Genomic DNA, 15,039 nt, shown 5'->3' on the forward strand with positions numbered 1-15,039 from the left:
GTCATCTGATCTCCACCACTATCTGACCCCGCGTCGCCCGAGCCCCGATCGGCTCGCGCGCCGCCGCACCCCTCCTCGCCCCGATGCGTCGCCGCCGGCCGCCGCGCCACCCGCCCGGACGCGCCAGCGCCCAAGCCGTCACCCCGGCCGACGCACCGCCGCCGTTCGACATGCCCGCACCCGACGCGCCGAGCCCCCGTACTCCCGTCGAATCCCGACGGACGCGTACGAACCGGGATCAGGCCGCCGGGAGCGGGATCGACAGCGTGACCTCCGTGCCCCCTTCGAGCCGCGGCTCGATCGAGAGCCGGCCGGAAAGCTCACCCTCGACCAGCGTGCGGACGATCTGCAGCCCCAGGCTGGTGGAGCTGTCCAGGTCGAAGCCGGCCGGAAGCCCGCGGCCGTCGTCCCACACCGTGACGTTCAGCCGGTCGAGCGCGGGCTCGACCACCACCTCGAGCCGCTTGGGCCGCCCGTGCTGCATCGCGTTCTGCAGCAGCTCGGTCAGCGCCATGGCCAGCGGCGTGGCGATGAGCGAAGGCAGCACGCCGAAGCCCCCGACGCGGCGCGGCGTGACGGCCACCTCCGCGGCCGACACCTCCCCCGCCATCGCGAACACCCGGTCGGCGATCTCGTCGAAGTCCACGAACTCCTCCGGCGCATGAGACAGCGTCTCGTGCACGATCGCGATCGACCCGACCCGGCGCACCGCCTCCTCCAATGCCTCCCTGCCCTCGGGCACCTGCAGCCGCCTGGCCTGCAGGCGCAGCAGCGCGGCCACGGTCTGCAGGTTGTTCTTCACCCGGTGGTGGATCTCGCGGATGGTGGCGTCCTTGGTCATCAGCTCGCGCTCGCGGCGCCGCAGCTCGGTCACGTCCCTGATGAGCACGAGCGCGCCGATGCGGCCGCCGCCGACGATCAGCGGGATGGCCCTGAGCTGCACGATCGTGCCGCCCGACTCGACCTCGGTCTCCTTGGCCGCGCGCCCGCTGGCCACGATCATGAGATCTTCGTTGATGGGCTCGTCGGAGTAGCAGAGCGTCGCGGTGACCCGGCCCAGCTCGGCCCCGACCAGGTCGGCGTGCAGGCCGAGCCGCCGGTAGGCGGACAGGGCGTTGGGCGAGGCGTACGTGACGCGCCCGGCCCGGTCGAGCCGCAGCAGGCCGTCGCCGACGCGCGGCGAGCGCACCAGGATCGGCTCCTCGCCCGAGAACGGGAAACGGCCCTCGGCCACCATCTGCGCCAGGTCGGAGGCGCTCTGGAGGTAGGTCAGCTCCAGGCGCGACGGGGTGCGGGCGGAGGAGAGGTTCGTGGAGCGCTGGATGACCGCCAGGAACCGGCCCTCGCCGCCCTCGACGGTCCGCCGCACGGGGATGGTCTCCTCTCGGACCGGAACCCCCGTGGACCAGTCGGGATCGCCCTCGCGGCAGATGCGCCGCTCGTTCCAGGCGGTGTCGATGAGGTGGCGCTCGCCCTTGGCGGCGACGCTGCCGACGATGTCGTCGTGGTAGACCGTGGGACCGGTGGTCGGGCGCATCTGCGCGATCGCGATCCAGCCGCTCTCGCCCAGCAGCGGCGCCCACAGGATGAGATCGGCGAACGACAGGTCGGCCAGCAGCTGCCAGTCGGAGACCAGCGAGTGCAGCCAGTCGAGATCCGCCCCGTCGAGGGCGGTGTGGCGGGCTACGAGGTCGCTGAGAGTCGGCACAGGTGCATCATGCGTGCTTTTCCCCGCAACAACCAAACCGGCTCCCTGGTTGAATGCGCGCCCGGATACGCGGGCAGGACTCCGCACGGCACGGCCGCACACCCGCTCATTCGCACAGTGACGGCAGATACGGCATCGTGCACCCAACTCGACATATCGGGAATCTCATATTGTGAGAACCGTCACACCAGAAGAGCTGCTCGAACCGCAGACGGGACGAGTCGGAGGTGATCGGCACGGGCAGGTGGCTCCGCCGCGACACGGATCACGGACCGGCCTCGGTTGCGATCGCGTACGCCGCTGTGGATATCCTTCACAATCAGCCTGAGCTGCCCGGATCCGTGCGCGCCGGCAACCGTGCCCGCCCGGTGCCGGTCGGCCGCCACAGCCCGCGGTTGACCGCTCGGGCCGATGTGAGTTCCGATGATCTCGCGGTGATCAGACACGCCCTCACCGCCGTGGCAGAAGTGAAGGTGAGAGCGTGACCGACGACGGCCCCCGCGTACCGAAGTACTACGACGTCAAACGCAGCCTGCTCGAGCTCACGAAGACCCTGCCCCCGGGCACGGCGCTGCCGCCCGAGCGCACGCTCGCCGTCCGGTTCGAGACCTCCCGCACCACGGTCAGGCAGGCGCTGACCGAGCTCGTGGTGGAGGGCCGGCTGCTGCGCATCCAGGGCAAGGGCACCTTCGTGGCCCAGCCGAAGGTGGCGCAGGTGCTGCAGCTCACCTCGTACATCGGCGACCTGCGCACGGCGGGCCTGGAGCCGGACACCAAGATACTCGAGATCGGCTACATCACCGCCGACGAGGCCCTGGCCAGGCGCCTGGCCATCAACCCGGGCGGCCGCGTGCTGCGCATCCACCGCCTCCGGCTGGCCAACGGCGAGCCGGTCTCCATCGACACCACCCACCTGTCCGCGCGCCGCTTCCCCCGGCTGCGACGGGAGCTCGAGGTGCACGCGTCCCTGTACGAAACGCTGCACAACGCCTACAACGTCCGGCTCACGGACGCCGAGGAGATCATCGAGACCGTCCTGGCCACCCCGTACGACGCCAAGGCCCTCGGCGTCGACGTCGGGCTCCCCATGCTCCTTCTCACCCGCCACGCCTTCGACGCCGACGGCAACCCCGTCGAGTGGGCTCAGTCCCTCTACCGCGGCGACCGCTACAAGTTCGTCACCCGCCTGCGACGCCCCTGACCCGAGCCAGTCCGGCTGCGCATGAGTGGCGGTACTCCTGACCAGCCGTGCCGCCTCATGGGACAGTTGGGGTCACGTGCCGAAGAGACAGTGGGGACCGACACCATGTCGCCGACGCCTCCCGGGACGGGGCCGCTGAACCCCAACCTGTCCGGGATCGATCCCAACCAGATGGACGCCTTCATCACCGCCCTGAGCCGCGCGCACGCGTCGATCGGCGGGCAGGCCGAGGCGATCCGCACGGAGTTGAGACGCGTGGGCGTCGGCGCCGCCGCGCTGACTCCACTCAAGGAGATCGAGGACTGGGCCGGCTCCCAGGTGCCGCGCCTGCGCGTACGCAACGAGCTGATCCGCAAGCGGGTCCCCGACTGGCTGCCCGGCTGGACCGCCGGGCTCGTGCCCTATGACGAGGCCGCGGTGCCGTTCACCTCGCCGGAGGAGGCCCGCCGCGCGGGAGCCGCGCTGAGCGAGCTCTACAAGCGGTACGTCAAGGAGACGACGGGCAAGGTCGTCACCGACGAGCTGAAGGAACGCCACCGGGACCTGCTCGCGCGGTTGCTGGAACACCGGGACGACGCCGACGTCGCCGCCGCCTTCTTCGCCGGGCTCGGCACGGCGGGCACCTTGGCGCTGCCCCGGCAGATCAGGGAGTTCTTCGAGCACGGCCGGTCCATGTCCGTCAGCGATGAGGCGGACTCCAGAGAGGCGGCGCTCGGCGAGCTGAGCAGGATGTTCGCCGCGGCCACGAGCGCCTCCGCCCGGGTTCCCGGCATGGCCGAGGTCATGGACGAACTCGAGCGCGGCGGCGACGCCGCGGCCAGGGACGCGTTGTCATGGCTGGTCAGCGAGGGCCGCTTCCCGACCGCGTGGCTCGCCGCCGTGGGCCGCGACAACGCGGTGATTCCCATGCTGAACGGCTCGCTGACGTCCGAGACCATCGCGCTGGGCACCACGGCGCGCTTTCTCGACGCGCTCAGCGCCGACCCGGCGGCGGCCCGCCTGGCCATCGGCGCCCTCTCCAGCGACTGGGCGCCCGGCTCCCCGTGGCCGGGACGCCTGCCGCTCGCGCTGCCCAAAGCCGAGTTGGCGACCGTGCTGGCCAGGATGGACCAGTTCCTGGCCCGCGCGGAGCCGCGGGGCAATCCCGCCGTCTTCCTGCGGACCCGCGAGAGCTTCGCCCAGGTGCTGGCCTCGGCGTCCGGCGTCCGCGACGAGCAGGACGGGGCACACAGCGAGGACGCCGCCAGGTTCGCCTTCGGCGTGATCACCGCGGCGCCCCGCTTCGCGCTGACCGACGCCATGAGGCTGCGGCTGGCGGAGATCGGCGGCTCGTACGCCACCGAGTTCGCGGCGAGCGCGGAGTCCCTGGATCCCGACTCCGGCAGGCCGAGCAGGTTCGGGAGGTTCGACGACGAGCTTCCCGGAACGAACCCCGCATTCCGCCTGTCTCTTACCGACGCTTACCACTTCCTGCAGACCTTCGCCGACACGAACGAGCACATGGAGCCGTTCGACCGCGGCATGGCCGCGCTCACCCAACGGCTGTTCGCGGAGAGCGTGCGCGTCGACAAGGACCGGATAGCCCATCCACCCCCGAACGGCCTCCAGCGGGAGACCGCGGTCGAGCAGCTCTTCTCGCGGCTGGGGATGGTCTCGGGGATGCAGTTCGCGGCCATGAAGGTGGTGCGCGGCACCGCGGATGTGGAGGACAGGGAGGGCTTCGAAGCCTTCGAGCAACTCCTCGACAAGGGCATGGACAGCGCGATGCTCCTCCTCCCCACCGCCGGCGGCGCTCCCGCGGCGGTGGGCTGGATGGCGCTCAGCTGGGCGATCAAGGACGGGCTCGGGACCGCCCTGGAGCCAGAGGCTCGGTTGCCGAAGGTCAATTCGAAGGAGCTGGCACAGTCGCGGATGGTGCTCCATCAGATCGCGTCGGGGCTTCTCGCGAGGGGGTACACGATTAAGGGCGCGCCGGTCTCGTTCCGGCCGCCTACCGATCCGCTCATCGTCGACGGCGAAGGAAGGCTCCGGCCGTTCCCGGAGATCAACCGGGACCCGAAGAAGACCGAGGCGTTCCTGAGGTGGCTGAAGGACAACGGCAGCATCGACAGCGATGCGGACCGCCGCACCTTCGGAAAGATGGTGGAAGGAGCGGCCCTGAAGTCCTCCGGAGGGCACGAGCAGACGGAGAAGATTCTCGCGGCGCAGGACGAGAAGCTCAGAGCGATCCTGGTGGGGAGCGACTGAAGGAGATGTGCCTGTCAGCCAGGGACGCAGTCCGTCTCGCCCACCACGGTGATCTCATGCTCGGTCGGCATGTCGACCGTGACCGAGGTGCGGGACGACGCAAGTTTGAAAACGGTCTTGTGCGACGCGGTAGCGGAGGCCATGTCCACCTTGTAACCCCACGTGGCCCGCAATCGCTCAGTCATCTCGAGCACGAAACCGTCGCCGTCGCCCTCGAACGTCGACCTGGCGCCATAAGTGCGCTTGGTTCCACCTTCCCCGCAGGAAACGTCCTTGCCGCCAGGATCCGTCACCTCGACATCCCGCAACCCCGTCTGCCGCATGACCTGGGTGATGTGCGATTTGAGGGTTTCACCTGCCTGAGCGGCCGTAGGGCCCGTGTCCGGCTTGGAGCAGGACGTGAGGAAGGCGAGAGTCGCCATGGCGAGCACGCCGAGGCGCACAGGTGTCATGGGGTCGCCTCCGCTCAGCCGTCGAGCCCTTGTCGCTCTCATAGTGCAACCGCCCCGCCCGCACCGTACGGCTATCGCGGATAAAGGATAGGTCAAGATGACTGAGACCCCTGTGCTGAACCCGCGCCACCAAGCGTTGCAGCAGACCCTGGCCAGGGTTCGGCAGCTGGTGGCGCAGCTCGAAACGGCGCTGGACGAGCCGTACAGGCAGTTCACCGGGACGGCGGTCTGGGTGGGGCCGGTCGCGAGGCAGTTCGGTGAGGAGCTGAGCCTCCACCGGCGGCGGCTCAGGACACAAGCCGCCAAGGTGATCACGGAGCTGGAGGAGGAGCTCGGCCGTACGCCGGAGAAGGTCTCGCCGGCGGTGGCGCGGGAGCAGGCCCGGCACCTCCCCGGATGGACGTGACCTTCGCGGGCGCCCGGACGGGCTGGCCTACGCTGGGGCTATGAGCATCCTCGTCGTCACGGGCACCGACGCCAGGGTCGGCAAGACCGTCGTGACGGCGGCGCTCGCGGTGTTGGCCAGGCGGCGGGGGGCCTCGGTGGCCGTGGTGAAGGTCGCGCAGACCGGGGTCGCGCCCGGCGAGGCCGGCGACGTGGATCAGGTGATCCGGATGTCCGGGGTCAGCACCACCTTCGAAGTTCGGCGGTTCGCCGAGCCGCTGCCGCCTGCCGCCGCCGCCCGTGCGGCCGGGGTGCCGCCCGTGTCGCTGGCGGAGGTGGGGCAGCTCGTACGGGAGCTGGCCGAGAGCAATCGCATGGTGGTCGTGGAGGGCACCGGAGGGTTGCTGGAGCGGTTCGACGAGGACGGCGGGACCATCGGGGACCTTGCCCGGTCCCTGAGCGCGCAGGTGCTCGTCGTGGTCCGGCCCGGGCGGGGGGCGGTGAACCACACCGCGCTCACGCTGGAGGCGATGGCGAACCGGGGGCTCGAGCCGACGGGGATCGTCATCGGGAGCTGGCCCGGTGAGCCCGGGATCGTCGAGCGGAGTTGCGTGTGCGACCTGGAGATGCTGGCCGCGCGGCCGCTGGCCGGGGTGCTGCCCGAAGGGGCCGGGGGGATGGGCGAGGAGGAGTTCGCCGAGGTGGCGCGGAGAGGGCTGGGCGCGATGTTGGGGGGCTCTTTCGATCCATCCGGGTTCAAGGCGGCGCTTTGAGGGTGGGGAAAACCCCACCCTTCATCAGCACACCAGGGCTATTTCGCGTCTCACGCGCTGCTCAATACCGTTGAGCCATGAAAGTCCCCCGTCCGTGGTCGGTGCGGGCGTGGCTCGACACGGCTCACGTGATGATCGGTCTTCCGGTCGCCGTGCTGCTCGGCGGGCTGACGCTCGTCCTGGTCGTGTGGCCGCCCCTGCTGATGCGGAGCGTGCCGCTGTTCACGAGGGTGCAGCGGTCCAGGTTCGAGGCGTTCCAGGACGCGCACATCCCGCCCGTGCGCTCCCCGAGCAGCTGGCGCAGCCGGGCCACGTGGCGGCAGATCGGCTACCACCTGCTGTCGCCGTTCGTGGGGTTCGCGGGCGCGTTCCTGGTGGCGGTGGCGTGGGGAGGGGCGATCGTGGGGCTGCTGTCGTTCCTGCCGCAGAGGTTGCAGCCTCCGCCGATGGAGTTCGAGGAGTTCGACCTCAGGGACGGCAAGGTCGTGGCGATCTACATGGTGCTCGGGCTCGTGCTCCTGGTGCTCGCGCCGGTGCTGGCGCGCGGCATGGCGGCGCTGGACCTGTCGGTGGCGCGTACGCTGCTCGGGCCCAGCCGTTCGGAGCTCGGCCAGCGGATCGAGACGCTGACGGAGAGCCGGGCCGGGGTGATCGACGCGGCCGACGCCGAGCGCCGCAGGATCGAGCGTGACCTGCACGACGGCGCCCAGCAGCGGCTCGTCTCCCTCGCCATGAACCTCGGCCTGGCCAGGGCCACCCTGACCGACCTGCCCGAACCGGCCCGCGACGCCATCGCGCAGGCGCACGAGGAGGCCAAGCAGGCGCTCAAGGAGCTGCGCGACTTCGTACGCGGCCTGCATCCGGCCGTGCTGAACGACCAGGGCCTGGACGCGGCCCTGTCCGGCGTCGCCGCCCGCGCGCCGTTCCCCGTGAAACTCCACGTCGACATCGAACGGCGTGCCACTCCGACCATCGAGGCGGTGGCCTTCTTCATCGTGTCCGAAGCACTGACCAACATCGCCAAGCACGCGGCGGCCACCAGGGCCGAGGTGAGCGTGCGGCGCGAGCGCGAGCGCCTGTACCTGCTCGTGTACGACGACGGCTGCGGCGGAGCCCGGCTGGACGGCGGCACGGGGCTGCGCGGCCTGGCCCAGCGGATCGACTCGGTGGACGGGTCGCTGCGGCTGTCCAGCCCGCTGGGCGGCCCTACGACGATCGAGGTGGAGCTGCCGTGCGAGTAGTGCTCGCGGAGGATTCCGTACTGCTGCGCGAGGGGCTGATCAGGCTCCTGGACGCCTCCGGCATGGAGGTGGTGGCGGCCGTGGACGAGGCCGAGGGGCTGCTGCGGGCAGCCGCGGAGCACAAGCCCGAGCTGGTCATCACCGACGTCAGGATGCCGCCCACGCACACCGACGAGGGCCTGCGGGCCGCGCTCGTGCTGCGCCGCCAGCAGCCGGGCCTGGCCGTCCTGGTGCTCTCGCAGTACGTCGAGGAGCGCTACGCCGCCCAGCTTCTCGCCTCGGCGGCAACGGGCGGGGTCGGCTACCTGCTCAAGGACCGGGTGGCGGACGTGGCGGAGTTCATCGACGCGCTGCGCAGGGTGGCCTCCGGCGGCACCGCGCTCGACCCCGAGGTCGTGGCCCAGCTCCTGCTGCGCGGCAACAGCGACCCGCTCGAACGGCTCACGCCCAGGGAGCACGAGGTGCTCAAGCTCATGGCCGAGGGCCGTTCCAACGCCGGCATCGGCCAGGCCCTGGTGCTCAGCGAAGGGGCGGTCGGCAAGCACATCGGCAACATCTTCACCAAACTCGACCTGTCGCCGGCCGAGGGCGACCACCGGCGCGTGCTCGCCGTCCTGCAGTTCCTCAAGATCAGGAGCCTGCCGTGAGAGCCGCCTGGCTGGCGGCGGGCGCGGTGGCGACCGCGATCGCGCTGCTGTTCGCCACCTTGGGGCTCTGGCAGGGGGTCGCGCGCGCCAGGCTGCCGGAGGAGAACACGCAGAGGTCCATCGCCTTCGAGCACAAGAACGTACGCGTCAAGACGGGCAAGGGCACCCAGGTCGACCTGACCATCCTGCCCGGCAGGGCGGGCGAGCTGCTCATCGAGAGGTCGCTGCGCTGGTCGAGGGAACGGCCGACCATCACCGAGGACTGGGACGTCCGTTCCAGCACCCTGCAGCTCGACGCCGTCTGCCCCGGTGAGGAGCAGCCGAACGGCCCCGTCTGCTGGGCCGACTACGTGATCTACGTGCCGCCGGAGACCGACGTCGAGGCCGGCACGGGCAACGGCCGGCTCAGCGTCAACGACCTGTTCGGCAAGATGCGCCTGTCCACCGTCGCCGGCAACCTCCTGGTCAACAACCTCTCCGGCACCATCTGGGCCAGGAGCGGGACGGGCAGCATCGATGCCAAGGATCTCGACGTCGAGGCGGCCGACGTGGAGATCGGCTCGGGGGACGTCGACCTGTCGTTCGCCAGCGCCCCCACGACCGTCAAGGCGGTGGTGCGGACGGCGGGCAACGTCAGCCTGGACCTCCCGAGGACGGTCTACCACGTGACGGCGGAGGGGGTCGAGACGCAGATCGACGTCGATCAGGACGCCGCGTCACCGCGGAAGATCGTCGTGCGGGCGCCGAAGGGCCTGGTGTCCGTCTGCTGCGACTGAAGATCCTTAAGATCTGTTTACTCTGGTGACTGGTTGGTAAGTTCCCCGGCATGGAGTCTGCGAAGCACGCCGGTGACGCCGCCGTCGCCGTTTCCAAGGCCTACGGCGTCGAGACCATGTTCACGCTGTCGGGAGGGCACGTCTTCCCCCTCTATGACGGCGCCGTACACGAGGACATGCGCATCCTCGACGTACGCCACGAGCAGAGCGCGGTCTTCGCCGCCGAGGCGACCGCCCGGCTGACCAGAAAACCGGGCCTGGCCGTGCTGACCGCGGGCCCCGGCATCACCAACGGCGTCAGCGGCGTCGCGACCGCCCACTTCAACGGCTCCCCCGTCGTCGTCATGGGCGGCCGGGCGCCCCAGGCGCGCTGGGGCAGCGGCGCCCTCCAGGAGCTGGACCACCCTCCGCTGCTCAAGCCGATCACCAAGCTGTCGTTCACCGCGACCGACGCCGAGTCCATCGGCCAGGACGTCGAGATGGCCTTCCGCACCGCGGTCGCGCCCCACCGTGGCCCGGTCTTCCTCGACTTCTACATGGACCACCTGTTCTCGCCCTCGCCCTCGCACGAGGTGCGCACGCAGACGCCGTCGCCGCTCGAGCCCGACCCCGACGACCTGGCCACCATCGCCCGGCTGCTGGCCGAGGCCGAGCGGCCCGTGCTGGTCTACGGGTCCGACGTGTGGATGGACCGGGCTGAGGAGGCCGCCCGCGACTTCGCCGAGACGTGGCGGCTGCCGGTCATCCCCAACGGCCAGGGCCGCGGCATCCTGCCCTCGGGCCACGAGCTGCTGGTCACGCGGGCCCGCAGCCTGGCGTTCAAGCAGGCCGACCTGGTCATCGTCATCGGCACGCCGCTCGACTTCCGCCTGGGCTACGGCTGGTTCGGCACCAAGGACGCGCTGGCCCGGGTCGTGCACATCGCCGACGCGCCCTCGCAGCTGGCCACCCACATGCAGCCCGCCGCCTCCGCCGCGGGCGACCTGTCCGTGGTGCTCTGGAGCCTCGGCACCGCCTGCGGCGACGCCGCTGTCAAACCCGACGCGTACGCCTCCTGGGTGTCGGAGCTGGCCGACACGGCCGCCGCGGCCGTCGCGGGCGACGCCGAGCTGCTGGCCTCCGGCTCCGACCCCATCCACCCCATGCGCGTGTACGGCGAGCTGGGCAAGGTCCTGGCCGACGACGCCGTCGTGATCGGCGACGGCGGCGACTTCGTCTCCTACGCGGGCAAGTACGTCGAGCCGAAGCAGCCGGGCAACTGGCTCGACCCCGGCCCGTACGGCTGCCTCGGCACCGGCCTGGGCTACTCGATCGCCGCCCGCCTGGCCAGGCCGTCCTCGCAGGTGGTCCTGCTGCTGGGCGACGGCGCCGCCGGGTTCTCGCTCATGGACGTCGACACCCTCGTCCGCCACAAGCTGCCCGTCGTCATGATCTGCGGCAACAACGGCATCTGGGGCCTGGAGAAGCACCCCATGCAGTTCCTGTACGGCTACGACGTGGCCGCCGAGCTCCAGCCGCAGTGCCGCTACGACCAGGTCGTGACCGCGCTGGGCGGAGGCGGCGAGCTGGTCACCAAGCCGTCGGAGATCGGGCCGGCGCTGCGCAGGGCGTTCGACTCCGGCCTCCCGTACCTGGTGAACATCGCCACCGACCCGCAGATCGCCTACCCCCGCAACACCACGGGAGTGTGAGAGCTACGACTTGGGCGTGGCGCTGGGCGAGGGGCTGCCGGTGGTGTCCTCCGGGCAGACGCCGTCGACGATGACCAGCGTGACCGGCTTGGTCACGTCCTGCACCGTCCCCCCGCCCGGCGCGGTCTGGCTGACCTTGCCACAGCGCATGCCATTGGAGGTGGAGGTCCGGTCGTCGGGGATGATCTCCTCGAAGCCCGCCGCCTCGACCATCTCCTGCGCCTTCAGGAACGGCAGCCCGACCACCTTGGGCACGCGTGCCTTCTTGGTGGTCGACGTCGGGGTGCTCGTGGGGGTCTTGGTCGGCGTCTTGGTGACGCTCGGCGTGCTGGAGGGCGTCTTCGTCGGCGTCTTCGTCGGCGGCCTGATCTCCTCGGTGTCCGTGGGCCGCGGCTTCTCGGTCGTCGGCTCGGGGTCCGCGGTCGGCTCCACGCGGGGCTTCGGGGACTTGCTCTTGGAGACCTTGGGGGTGCTCTCCGACCCTGCCGACGAGGCGGTGGCCGTCGGGGTGGCGTCGCCGGTGGTCATGCCCGTCAGCGCGACCGCGGTGGCGCCGGCGCCGAGCACCACGGCGACGGCTATGCCCGCGATGAGCCCGGTCCTGCGCGGCGCCTTGGCCGCGCGGCGGCCGCCCGGGCGCCGGTCGGCCATCGTCGTCGTCTCTTCGGCGGGACGCGCCTGATGGGCACCCGTCTGGTACGCGTCCACCGGCGGCGCCATGGTGGCCCCGGTGGTCAACACCGGCTGTTCGGGGGCAGGGGCGGGCGTCTGCCCGCTCGCGATGGCCTTGGCCGCCTCGCTCATGGCCTTGGCGGTCGGGAAGCGCCTGGCCGGGTCCTTGGACAGCGCGACCTCGACCAGCGTGCGCACGGCCTGGGGGATGTCGGGAGGCAGCGGCGGCGGGGCCTCGCGGATGTGCTTGAGCGCGATCGTGACCGCGCTGTCGCCGTCGAACGGCCGCTGCCCCACCAGGCACTCGTACGCGACCACGCCGAGGGCGTAAATGTCCACCGCGGGCGTGACAGGGGCGCCCTCGGCCTGCTCGGGGGCGCAGTAGGCGGCCGTGCCGAGCACCATGCCGGCGTCGGTCAGCCGGTTGGCCAGGTCGGAGCGGGCGATGCCGAAGTCGGTCAGCACCAGCGTGCCGTCGCGCTGCACGAGCAGGTTGCCCGGCTTGACGTCGCGGTGCACGATCCCCCGATCATGCACGGCCTGCAGCGCCGACGCGGCCTGCGCGATCAGCTCCATGGCCGCCTGCGGCGGGATCCTGCCCAGCCTGGCCAGCAGCCGGTCGAGCGGCTCGCCGTCGACGAACTTCATCACCAGGTAGACCGTGTCGCCGCTGACGCCGTAGTCGTACACGTCGACGACGCCGGCGTGGTTGATCGTGGCCATCGCCCGCGCTTCCCCCTGAAAGCGAGCGACGAACCCGGGGTCCTGCGTACGGCCGGGAAGCAGCACCTTGACGGCGACGGTGCGGGCCAGGACGATGTCCTCTCCGCGCCACACTTCGCCCATGCCGCCGGCGCCGATGCGGGTGTCCAGCCGATACCGCCCCGCCAGCGTCGTTCCTTGGGCCACCATGACTCCCCCGTTACCCCCCTACACCTGTAACCTCTTGCACCCCGCGGCTCTCCAACAAAGCGAACTTTCGTCGCGGACAGGTCACACAGTGGTCACGGAACTCAGAGAGTGTACGACTCACCTGTCTCACATGCCACTCAAATGTCTTAAGCCGTACACACCCTATCCTGGGGCCTTATGCCCGCACTTGTCCGCGTTTCCGGGAAGTCAGCTGACCCATTGGACAGGTGCGATCTCCGGGCCGCCGTAGGCTGACCCCATGACGCTCGCTCCGGGCCTCCGAGCCCAGTTGCTCATCATGGTCGAGATGTCGGACACCGCGAAGAAGTTCGGCAGCGGGGATGTGCCGGTGCTCGCCACGCCGCGACTGCTCGCGCTGGCCGAGGCGGCGACCGTACAGGCCGTGGAGAAGCACCTCGCGCCGGGCGAGACGTCGGTCGGCACCAGGGTCGAGCTCGACCACCTGGCCGCCAGCCCGCTGGGCACGCACGTGCAGATCGGCGTCGAGCTCACCGAGGTCGACGGGCGGCGGCTGGTCTTCGCCTTCGAGGCCCACGACAAACACGCCGTCGTGGGCCGCGGCACCATCGAACGCATCGTCGTCGACCGCGCCAAGTTCCTGGCCCGGTCGCGCCGCTCTACTGGATGACCGCGATCAGGTCGCCTTCCTGGATCACGTCGCCCTCGGCCACCTTGAGCTGCGCCACCACGCCCTCGTCCTCGGCGAGCACCGGGATCTCCATCTTCATGGACTCGAGGATGACCAGCGTGTCGCCCTCGGAGACGGTGTCGCCCTCCTTGACGACGACCTTCCAGACGTTCGCCACCATCTCCGCGCGTACCTCAGCCACCGGAACTCCCCTCTGGAATCAGATGTACTCACCTTAGGCCCGCATCCGCCCAACCAGACCAGTGTCGTAGACACCAGTAACAAACTCCGCGTTGTCCAGCAGCTCCGCACAGAACGGCAGGTTGTTCTTGGGCCCTTCGACGACGAACGCGTCCACCGCCTTGCGCGCCGTCTCCAGCGCGTCGGCCCGGGTCGCGCCGTGGACGCAGAGCTTGGCCATCAGCGGGTCGTAGAACGGGGTGACCGTGTTGCCCGCCGCGTAACCGGAGTCGACGCGTACGCCTTCTCCGCCCGGCTCCACCCATGCGGTGATCGTGCCAGGCCCGGGGAAGAACCGCTTGGGATCCTCCGCGTAGACCCTGAACTCGATCGCGTGCCCGTCGGTCGCGGGCCGCACCTCGGGGCTCTCGCCGGCCGCCACGCGCAGCTGCAACTCGACCAGGTCGAGCCCGGTGACCAGCTCCGTGACCGGGTGCTCCACCTGCAGCCGGGTGTTCATCTCCAGGAACACGAAGTCCTGCTCGTCGGCGTCGACCAGGCACTCCACGGTGCCCGCGCCGAGGTAGCCGACGGCCTCGCCGGCGCGCACGGCGGCGGCCAGCATGCGCTCGCGCAGCTCGGGGGTGATGCCCGGGGACGGCGACTCCTCGACGACCTTCTGGTGGCGGCGCTGCACCGAGCAGTCGCGCTCGCCCAGCGCCACGACCCGGCCGTCGGGCAGGCCGAGGATCTGCACCTCGACGTGGCGGGCCCGCTCGATGTAGCGCTCGAGCAGCACGGCCGGCCCGTCGAGCGCGTCGCCCGAGAACCTGGCGGCCGCCCTGGCCGCCTGCTCGAACGCCTTGGCCAGGCCCTCGTCGTCGTGGGCCACGCTCATGCCGATGCCACCGCCGCCGCCCGCGGTCTTGACCATGACCGGGTAGCCGATGGCGTCGGCTGCCCTGAGCGCCAGTGACAGGTCGGTGACCGGCTGGCGGGTGCCCGCGGCGACCGGCACGCCGGCCTGCTCCATGAGGTTCCTGGCGTTGATCTTGTCGCCCATCGTGTCGATGGCCTCGGGCGCGGGGCCGATCCACACCAGCCCGGCGTCGATCACAGCCCTGGCGAACGCGGCGTTCTCCGCGAGGAACCCGTAACCCGGGTGAATCGCCTTGGCGCCGGTCGCGCGGGCCGCCTCCAGCACCTTGCCGGCGTCGAGGTAGCTCTGCGCGGGGTCGGCCGGACCGATCAGCACGGCCTCGTCGGCCTCCCGCACGAACGGCAGGTCGCCGTCGGCCTCCGAGTGGACGGCGATGGCGCGCAGCCCCAGCCGCTGGACCGTACGGATGACCCGACGCGCGATCTCCCCTCGATTGGCGACCAGAACGGGTCCGAGCGTCTCAATTAACACGCCGACCACACTAGAGCCGCGACCGCCGCGGCTCCTTTCCCTCTAAACCACCGATCCGGCGATCATGATCTGTAGGAACTCCACAATTCGTACGG

Annotated in this window: 14 protein-coding genes; 9 read left to right on the forward strand and 5 right to left on the reverse strand. The window is 70.7% G+C overall.

Annotated features, from left to right (window positions below; all coding sequences use genetic code 11):
- Positions 1–238: 238 nt before the first annotated feature.
- Positions 239–1,708 (reverse strand): histidine kinase N-terminal domain-containing protein, encoded by a 1,470-nt coding sequence (locus ACFKCF_RS56345; RefSeq protein ID WP_394505062.1) that lies wholly within the window; start codon positions 1,706–1,708, stop codon positions 239–241.
- A 481-nt stretch (positions 1,709–2,189) separates the two neighbouring features.
- Here ACFKCF_RS56345 and ACFKCF_RS56350 point away from each other — a divergent pair, with 481 nt between their 5' ends.
- Positions 2,190–2,909 (forward strand): GntR family transcriptional regulator, encoded by a 720-nt coding sequence (locus tag ACFKCF_RS56350; protein ID WP_394505064.1) that lies wholly within the window; start codon positions 2,190–2,192, stop codon positions 2,907–2,909.
- 105 nt (positions 2,910–3,014) lie between these two features.
- Positions 3,015–5,156 carry a hypothetical protein gene (locus ACFKCF_RS56355; protein ID WP_394505066.1) on the forward strand — a complete coding sequence of 714 codons (2,142 nt, stop codon included), beginning with the start codon at positions 3,015–3,017 and terminating at the stop codon, positions 5,154–5,156.
- Positions 5,157–5,170: 14 nt separating this feature from the next.
- On the opposite strand, the gene ACFKCF_RS56360 is transcribed toward ACFKCF_RS56355, so the two are convergent.
- Positions 5,171–5,608: a hypothetical protein gene (locus ACFKCF_RS56360; protein ID WP_394505067.1), complete on the reverse strand. Its 438-nt coding sequence runs from the start codon at positions 5,606–5,608 to the stop codon at positions 5,171–5,173.
- Between the two features lie 97 nt (positions 5,609–5,705).
- Here ACFKCF_RS56360 and ACFKCF_RS56365 point away from each other — a divergent pair, with 97 nt between their 5' ends.
- The 6 genes from ACFKCF_RS56365 to ACFKCF_RS56390 all read left to right on the forward strand — a co-directional run bounded on the left by ACFKCF_RS56365 (position 5,706) and on the right by ACFKCF_RS56390 (position 11,120).
- The gene (locus ACFKCF_RS56365; protein WP_394505069.1) at positions 5,706–6,014 is read left to right on the forward strand and encodes a hypothetical protein; all 309 of its coding nucleotides are present in this window, start codon (positions 5,706–5,708) and stop codon (positions 6,012–6,014) included.
- 40 nt (positions 6,015–6,054) lie between these two features.
- The gene (gene bioD, locus ACFKCF_RS56370) at positions 6,055–6,765 is read left to right on the forward strand and encodes a dethiobiotin synthase (RefSeq protein WP_394505071.1); all 711 of its coding nucleotides are present in this window, start codon (positions 6,055–6,057) and stop codon (positions 6,763–6,765) included.
- Positions 6,766–6,842: 77 nt separating this feature from the next.
- Positions 6,843–8,006, forward strand: a complete 1,164-nt coding sequence (locus ACFKCF_RS56375; protein WP_394505073.1) for a histidine kinase — start codon at positions 6,843–6,845, stop codon at positions 8,004–8,006.
- A complete protein-coding gene (locus ACFKCF_RS56380) occupies positions 7,997–8,653 on the forward strand; it encodes a response regulator (protein WP_394505075.1) in 657 nt (218 codons plus the stop codon). The genes ACFKCF_RS56375 and ACFKCF_RS56380 overlap by 10 nt, the downstream gene beginning before the upstream one ends.
- Positions 8,650–9,429 carry a hypothetical protein gene (locus ACFKCF_RS56385; RefSeq protein ID WP_394505076.1) on the forward strand — a complete coding sequence of 260 codons (780 nt, stop codon included), beginning with the start codon at positions 8,650–8,652 and terminating at the stop codon, positions 9,427–9,429. Before ACFKCF_RS56380 ends, ACFKCF_RS56385 begins: the two co-directional genes overlap by 4 nt.
- A gap of 50 nt (positions 9,430–9,479) precedes the next feature.
- Positions 9,480–11,120: an acetolactate synthase gene (locus ACFKCF_RS56390; protein ID WP_394505078.1), complete on the forward strand. Its 1,641-nt coding sequence runs from the start codon at positions 9,480–9,482 to the stop codon at positions 11,118–11,120.
- Between the two features lie 3 nt (positions 11,121–11,123).
- Here the strand turns inward: ACFKCF_RS56390 and ACFKCF_RS56395 are convergent, their stop codons facing one another.
- Positions 11,124–12,704 (reverse strand): protein kinase, encoded by a 1,581-nt coding sequence (locus tag ACFKCF_RS56395; RefSeq protein WP_394505079.1) that lies wholly within the window; start codon positions 12,702–12,704, stop codon positions 11,124–11,126.
- A 259-nt stretch (positions 12,705–12,963) separates the two neighbouring features.
- Between ACFKCF_RS56395 and ACFKCF_RS56400 the strand changes: the two genes are divergently transcribed.
- Positions 12,964–13,353: a thioesterase family protein gene (locus tag ACFKCF_RS56400; RefSeq protein ID WP_394505081.1), complete on the forward strand. Its 390-nt coding sequence runs from the start codon at positions 12,964–12,966 to the stop codon at positions 13,351–13,353.
- Here the strand turns inward: ACFKCF_RS56400 and ACFKCF_RS56405 are convergent.
- Together ACFKCF_RS56405 and ACFKCF_RS56410 are read right to left on the reverse strand one after the other, a co-directional pair.
- Entirely contained in the window at positions 13,343–13,555 is a 213-nt protein-coding gene (locus ACFKCF_RS56405) for a biotin/lipoyl-binding carrier protein (RefSeq protein WP_394505083.1), read from the reverse strand. The genes ACFKCF_RS56400 and ACFKCF_RS56405 overlap by 11 nt on opposite strands.
- A 33-nt stretch (positions 13,556–13,588) precedes the next feature.
- Complete coding sequence (locus tag ACFKCF_RS56410; protein WP_394505085.1) at positions 13,589–14,944, reverse strand: acetyl/propionyl/methylcrotonyl-CoA carboxylase subunit alpha; 1,356 nt, start codon at positions 14,942–14,944, stop codon at positions 13,589–13,591.
- Between the last annotated feature and the right edge of the window lie 95 nt (positions 14,945–15,039).

The sequence above is a fragment of the Nonomuraea sp. JJY05 genome, from assembly GCF_043496855.1.
Taxonomy (GTDB): domain Bacteria; phylum Actinomycetota; class Actinomycetes; order Streptosporangiales; family Streptosporangiaceae; genus Nonomuraea.

Excerpts from the sequence above, each read along its gene's own strand:
- bioD (WP_394505071.1), top strand. The coding sequence starts at position 6,055 with ATGAGCATCCTCGTCGTCACGGGCACCGACGCCAGGGTCGGCAAGACC.
- ACFKCF_RS56355 (WP_394505066.1), top strand. The coding sequence starts at position 3,015 with ATGTCGCCGACGCCTCCCGGGACGGGGCCGCTGAACCCCAACCTGTCC.
- ACFKCF_RS56360 (WP_394505067.1), bottom strand. The coding sequence starts at position 5,608 with ATGACACCTGTGCGCCTCGGCGTGCTCGCCATGGCGACTCTCGCCTTC.
- ACFKCF_RS56395 (WP_394505079.1), bottom strand. The coding sequence starts at position 12,704 with ATGGTGGCCCAAGGAACGACGCTGGCGGGGCGGTATCGGCTGGACACC.
- ACFKCF_RS56390 (WP_394505078.1), top strand. The coding sequence starts at position 9,480 with ATGGAGTCTGCGAAGCACGCCGGTGACGCCGCCGTCGCCGTTTCCAAG.
- ACFKCF_RS56400 (WP_394505081.1), top strand. The coding sequence starts at position 12,964 with ATGACGCTCGCTCCGGGCCTCCGAGCCCAGTTGCTCATCATGGTCGAG.
- ACFKCF_RS56375 (WP_394505073.1), top strand. The coding sequence starts at position 6,843 with ATGAAAGTCCCCCGTCCGTGGTCGGTGCGGGCGTGGCTCGACACGGCT.
- ACFKCF_RS56365 (WP_394505069.1), top strand. The coding sequence starts at position 5,706 with ATGACTGAGACCCCTGTGCTGAACCCGCGCCACCAAGCGTTGCAGCAG.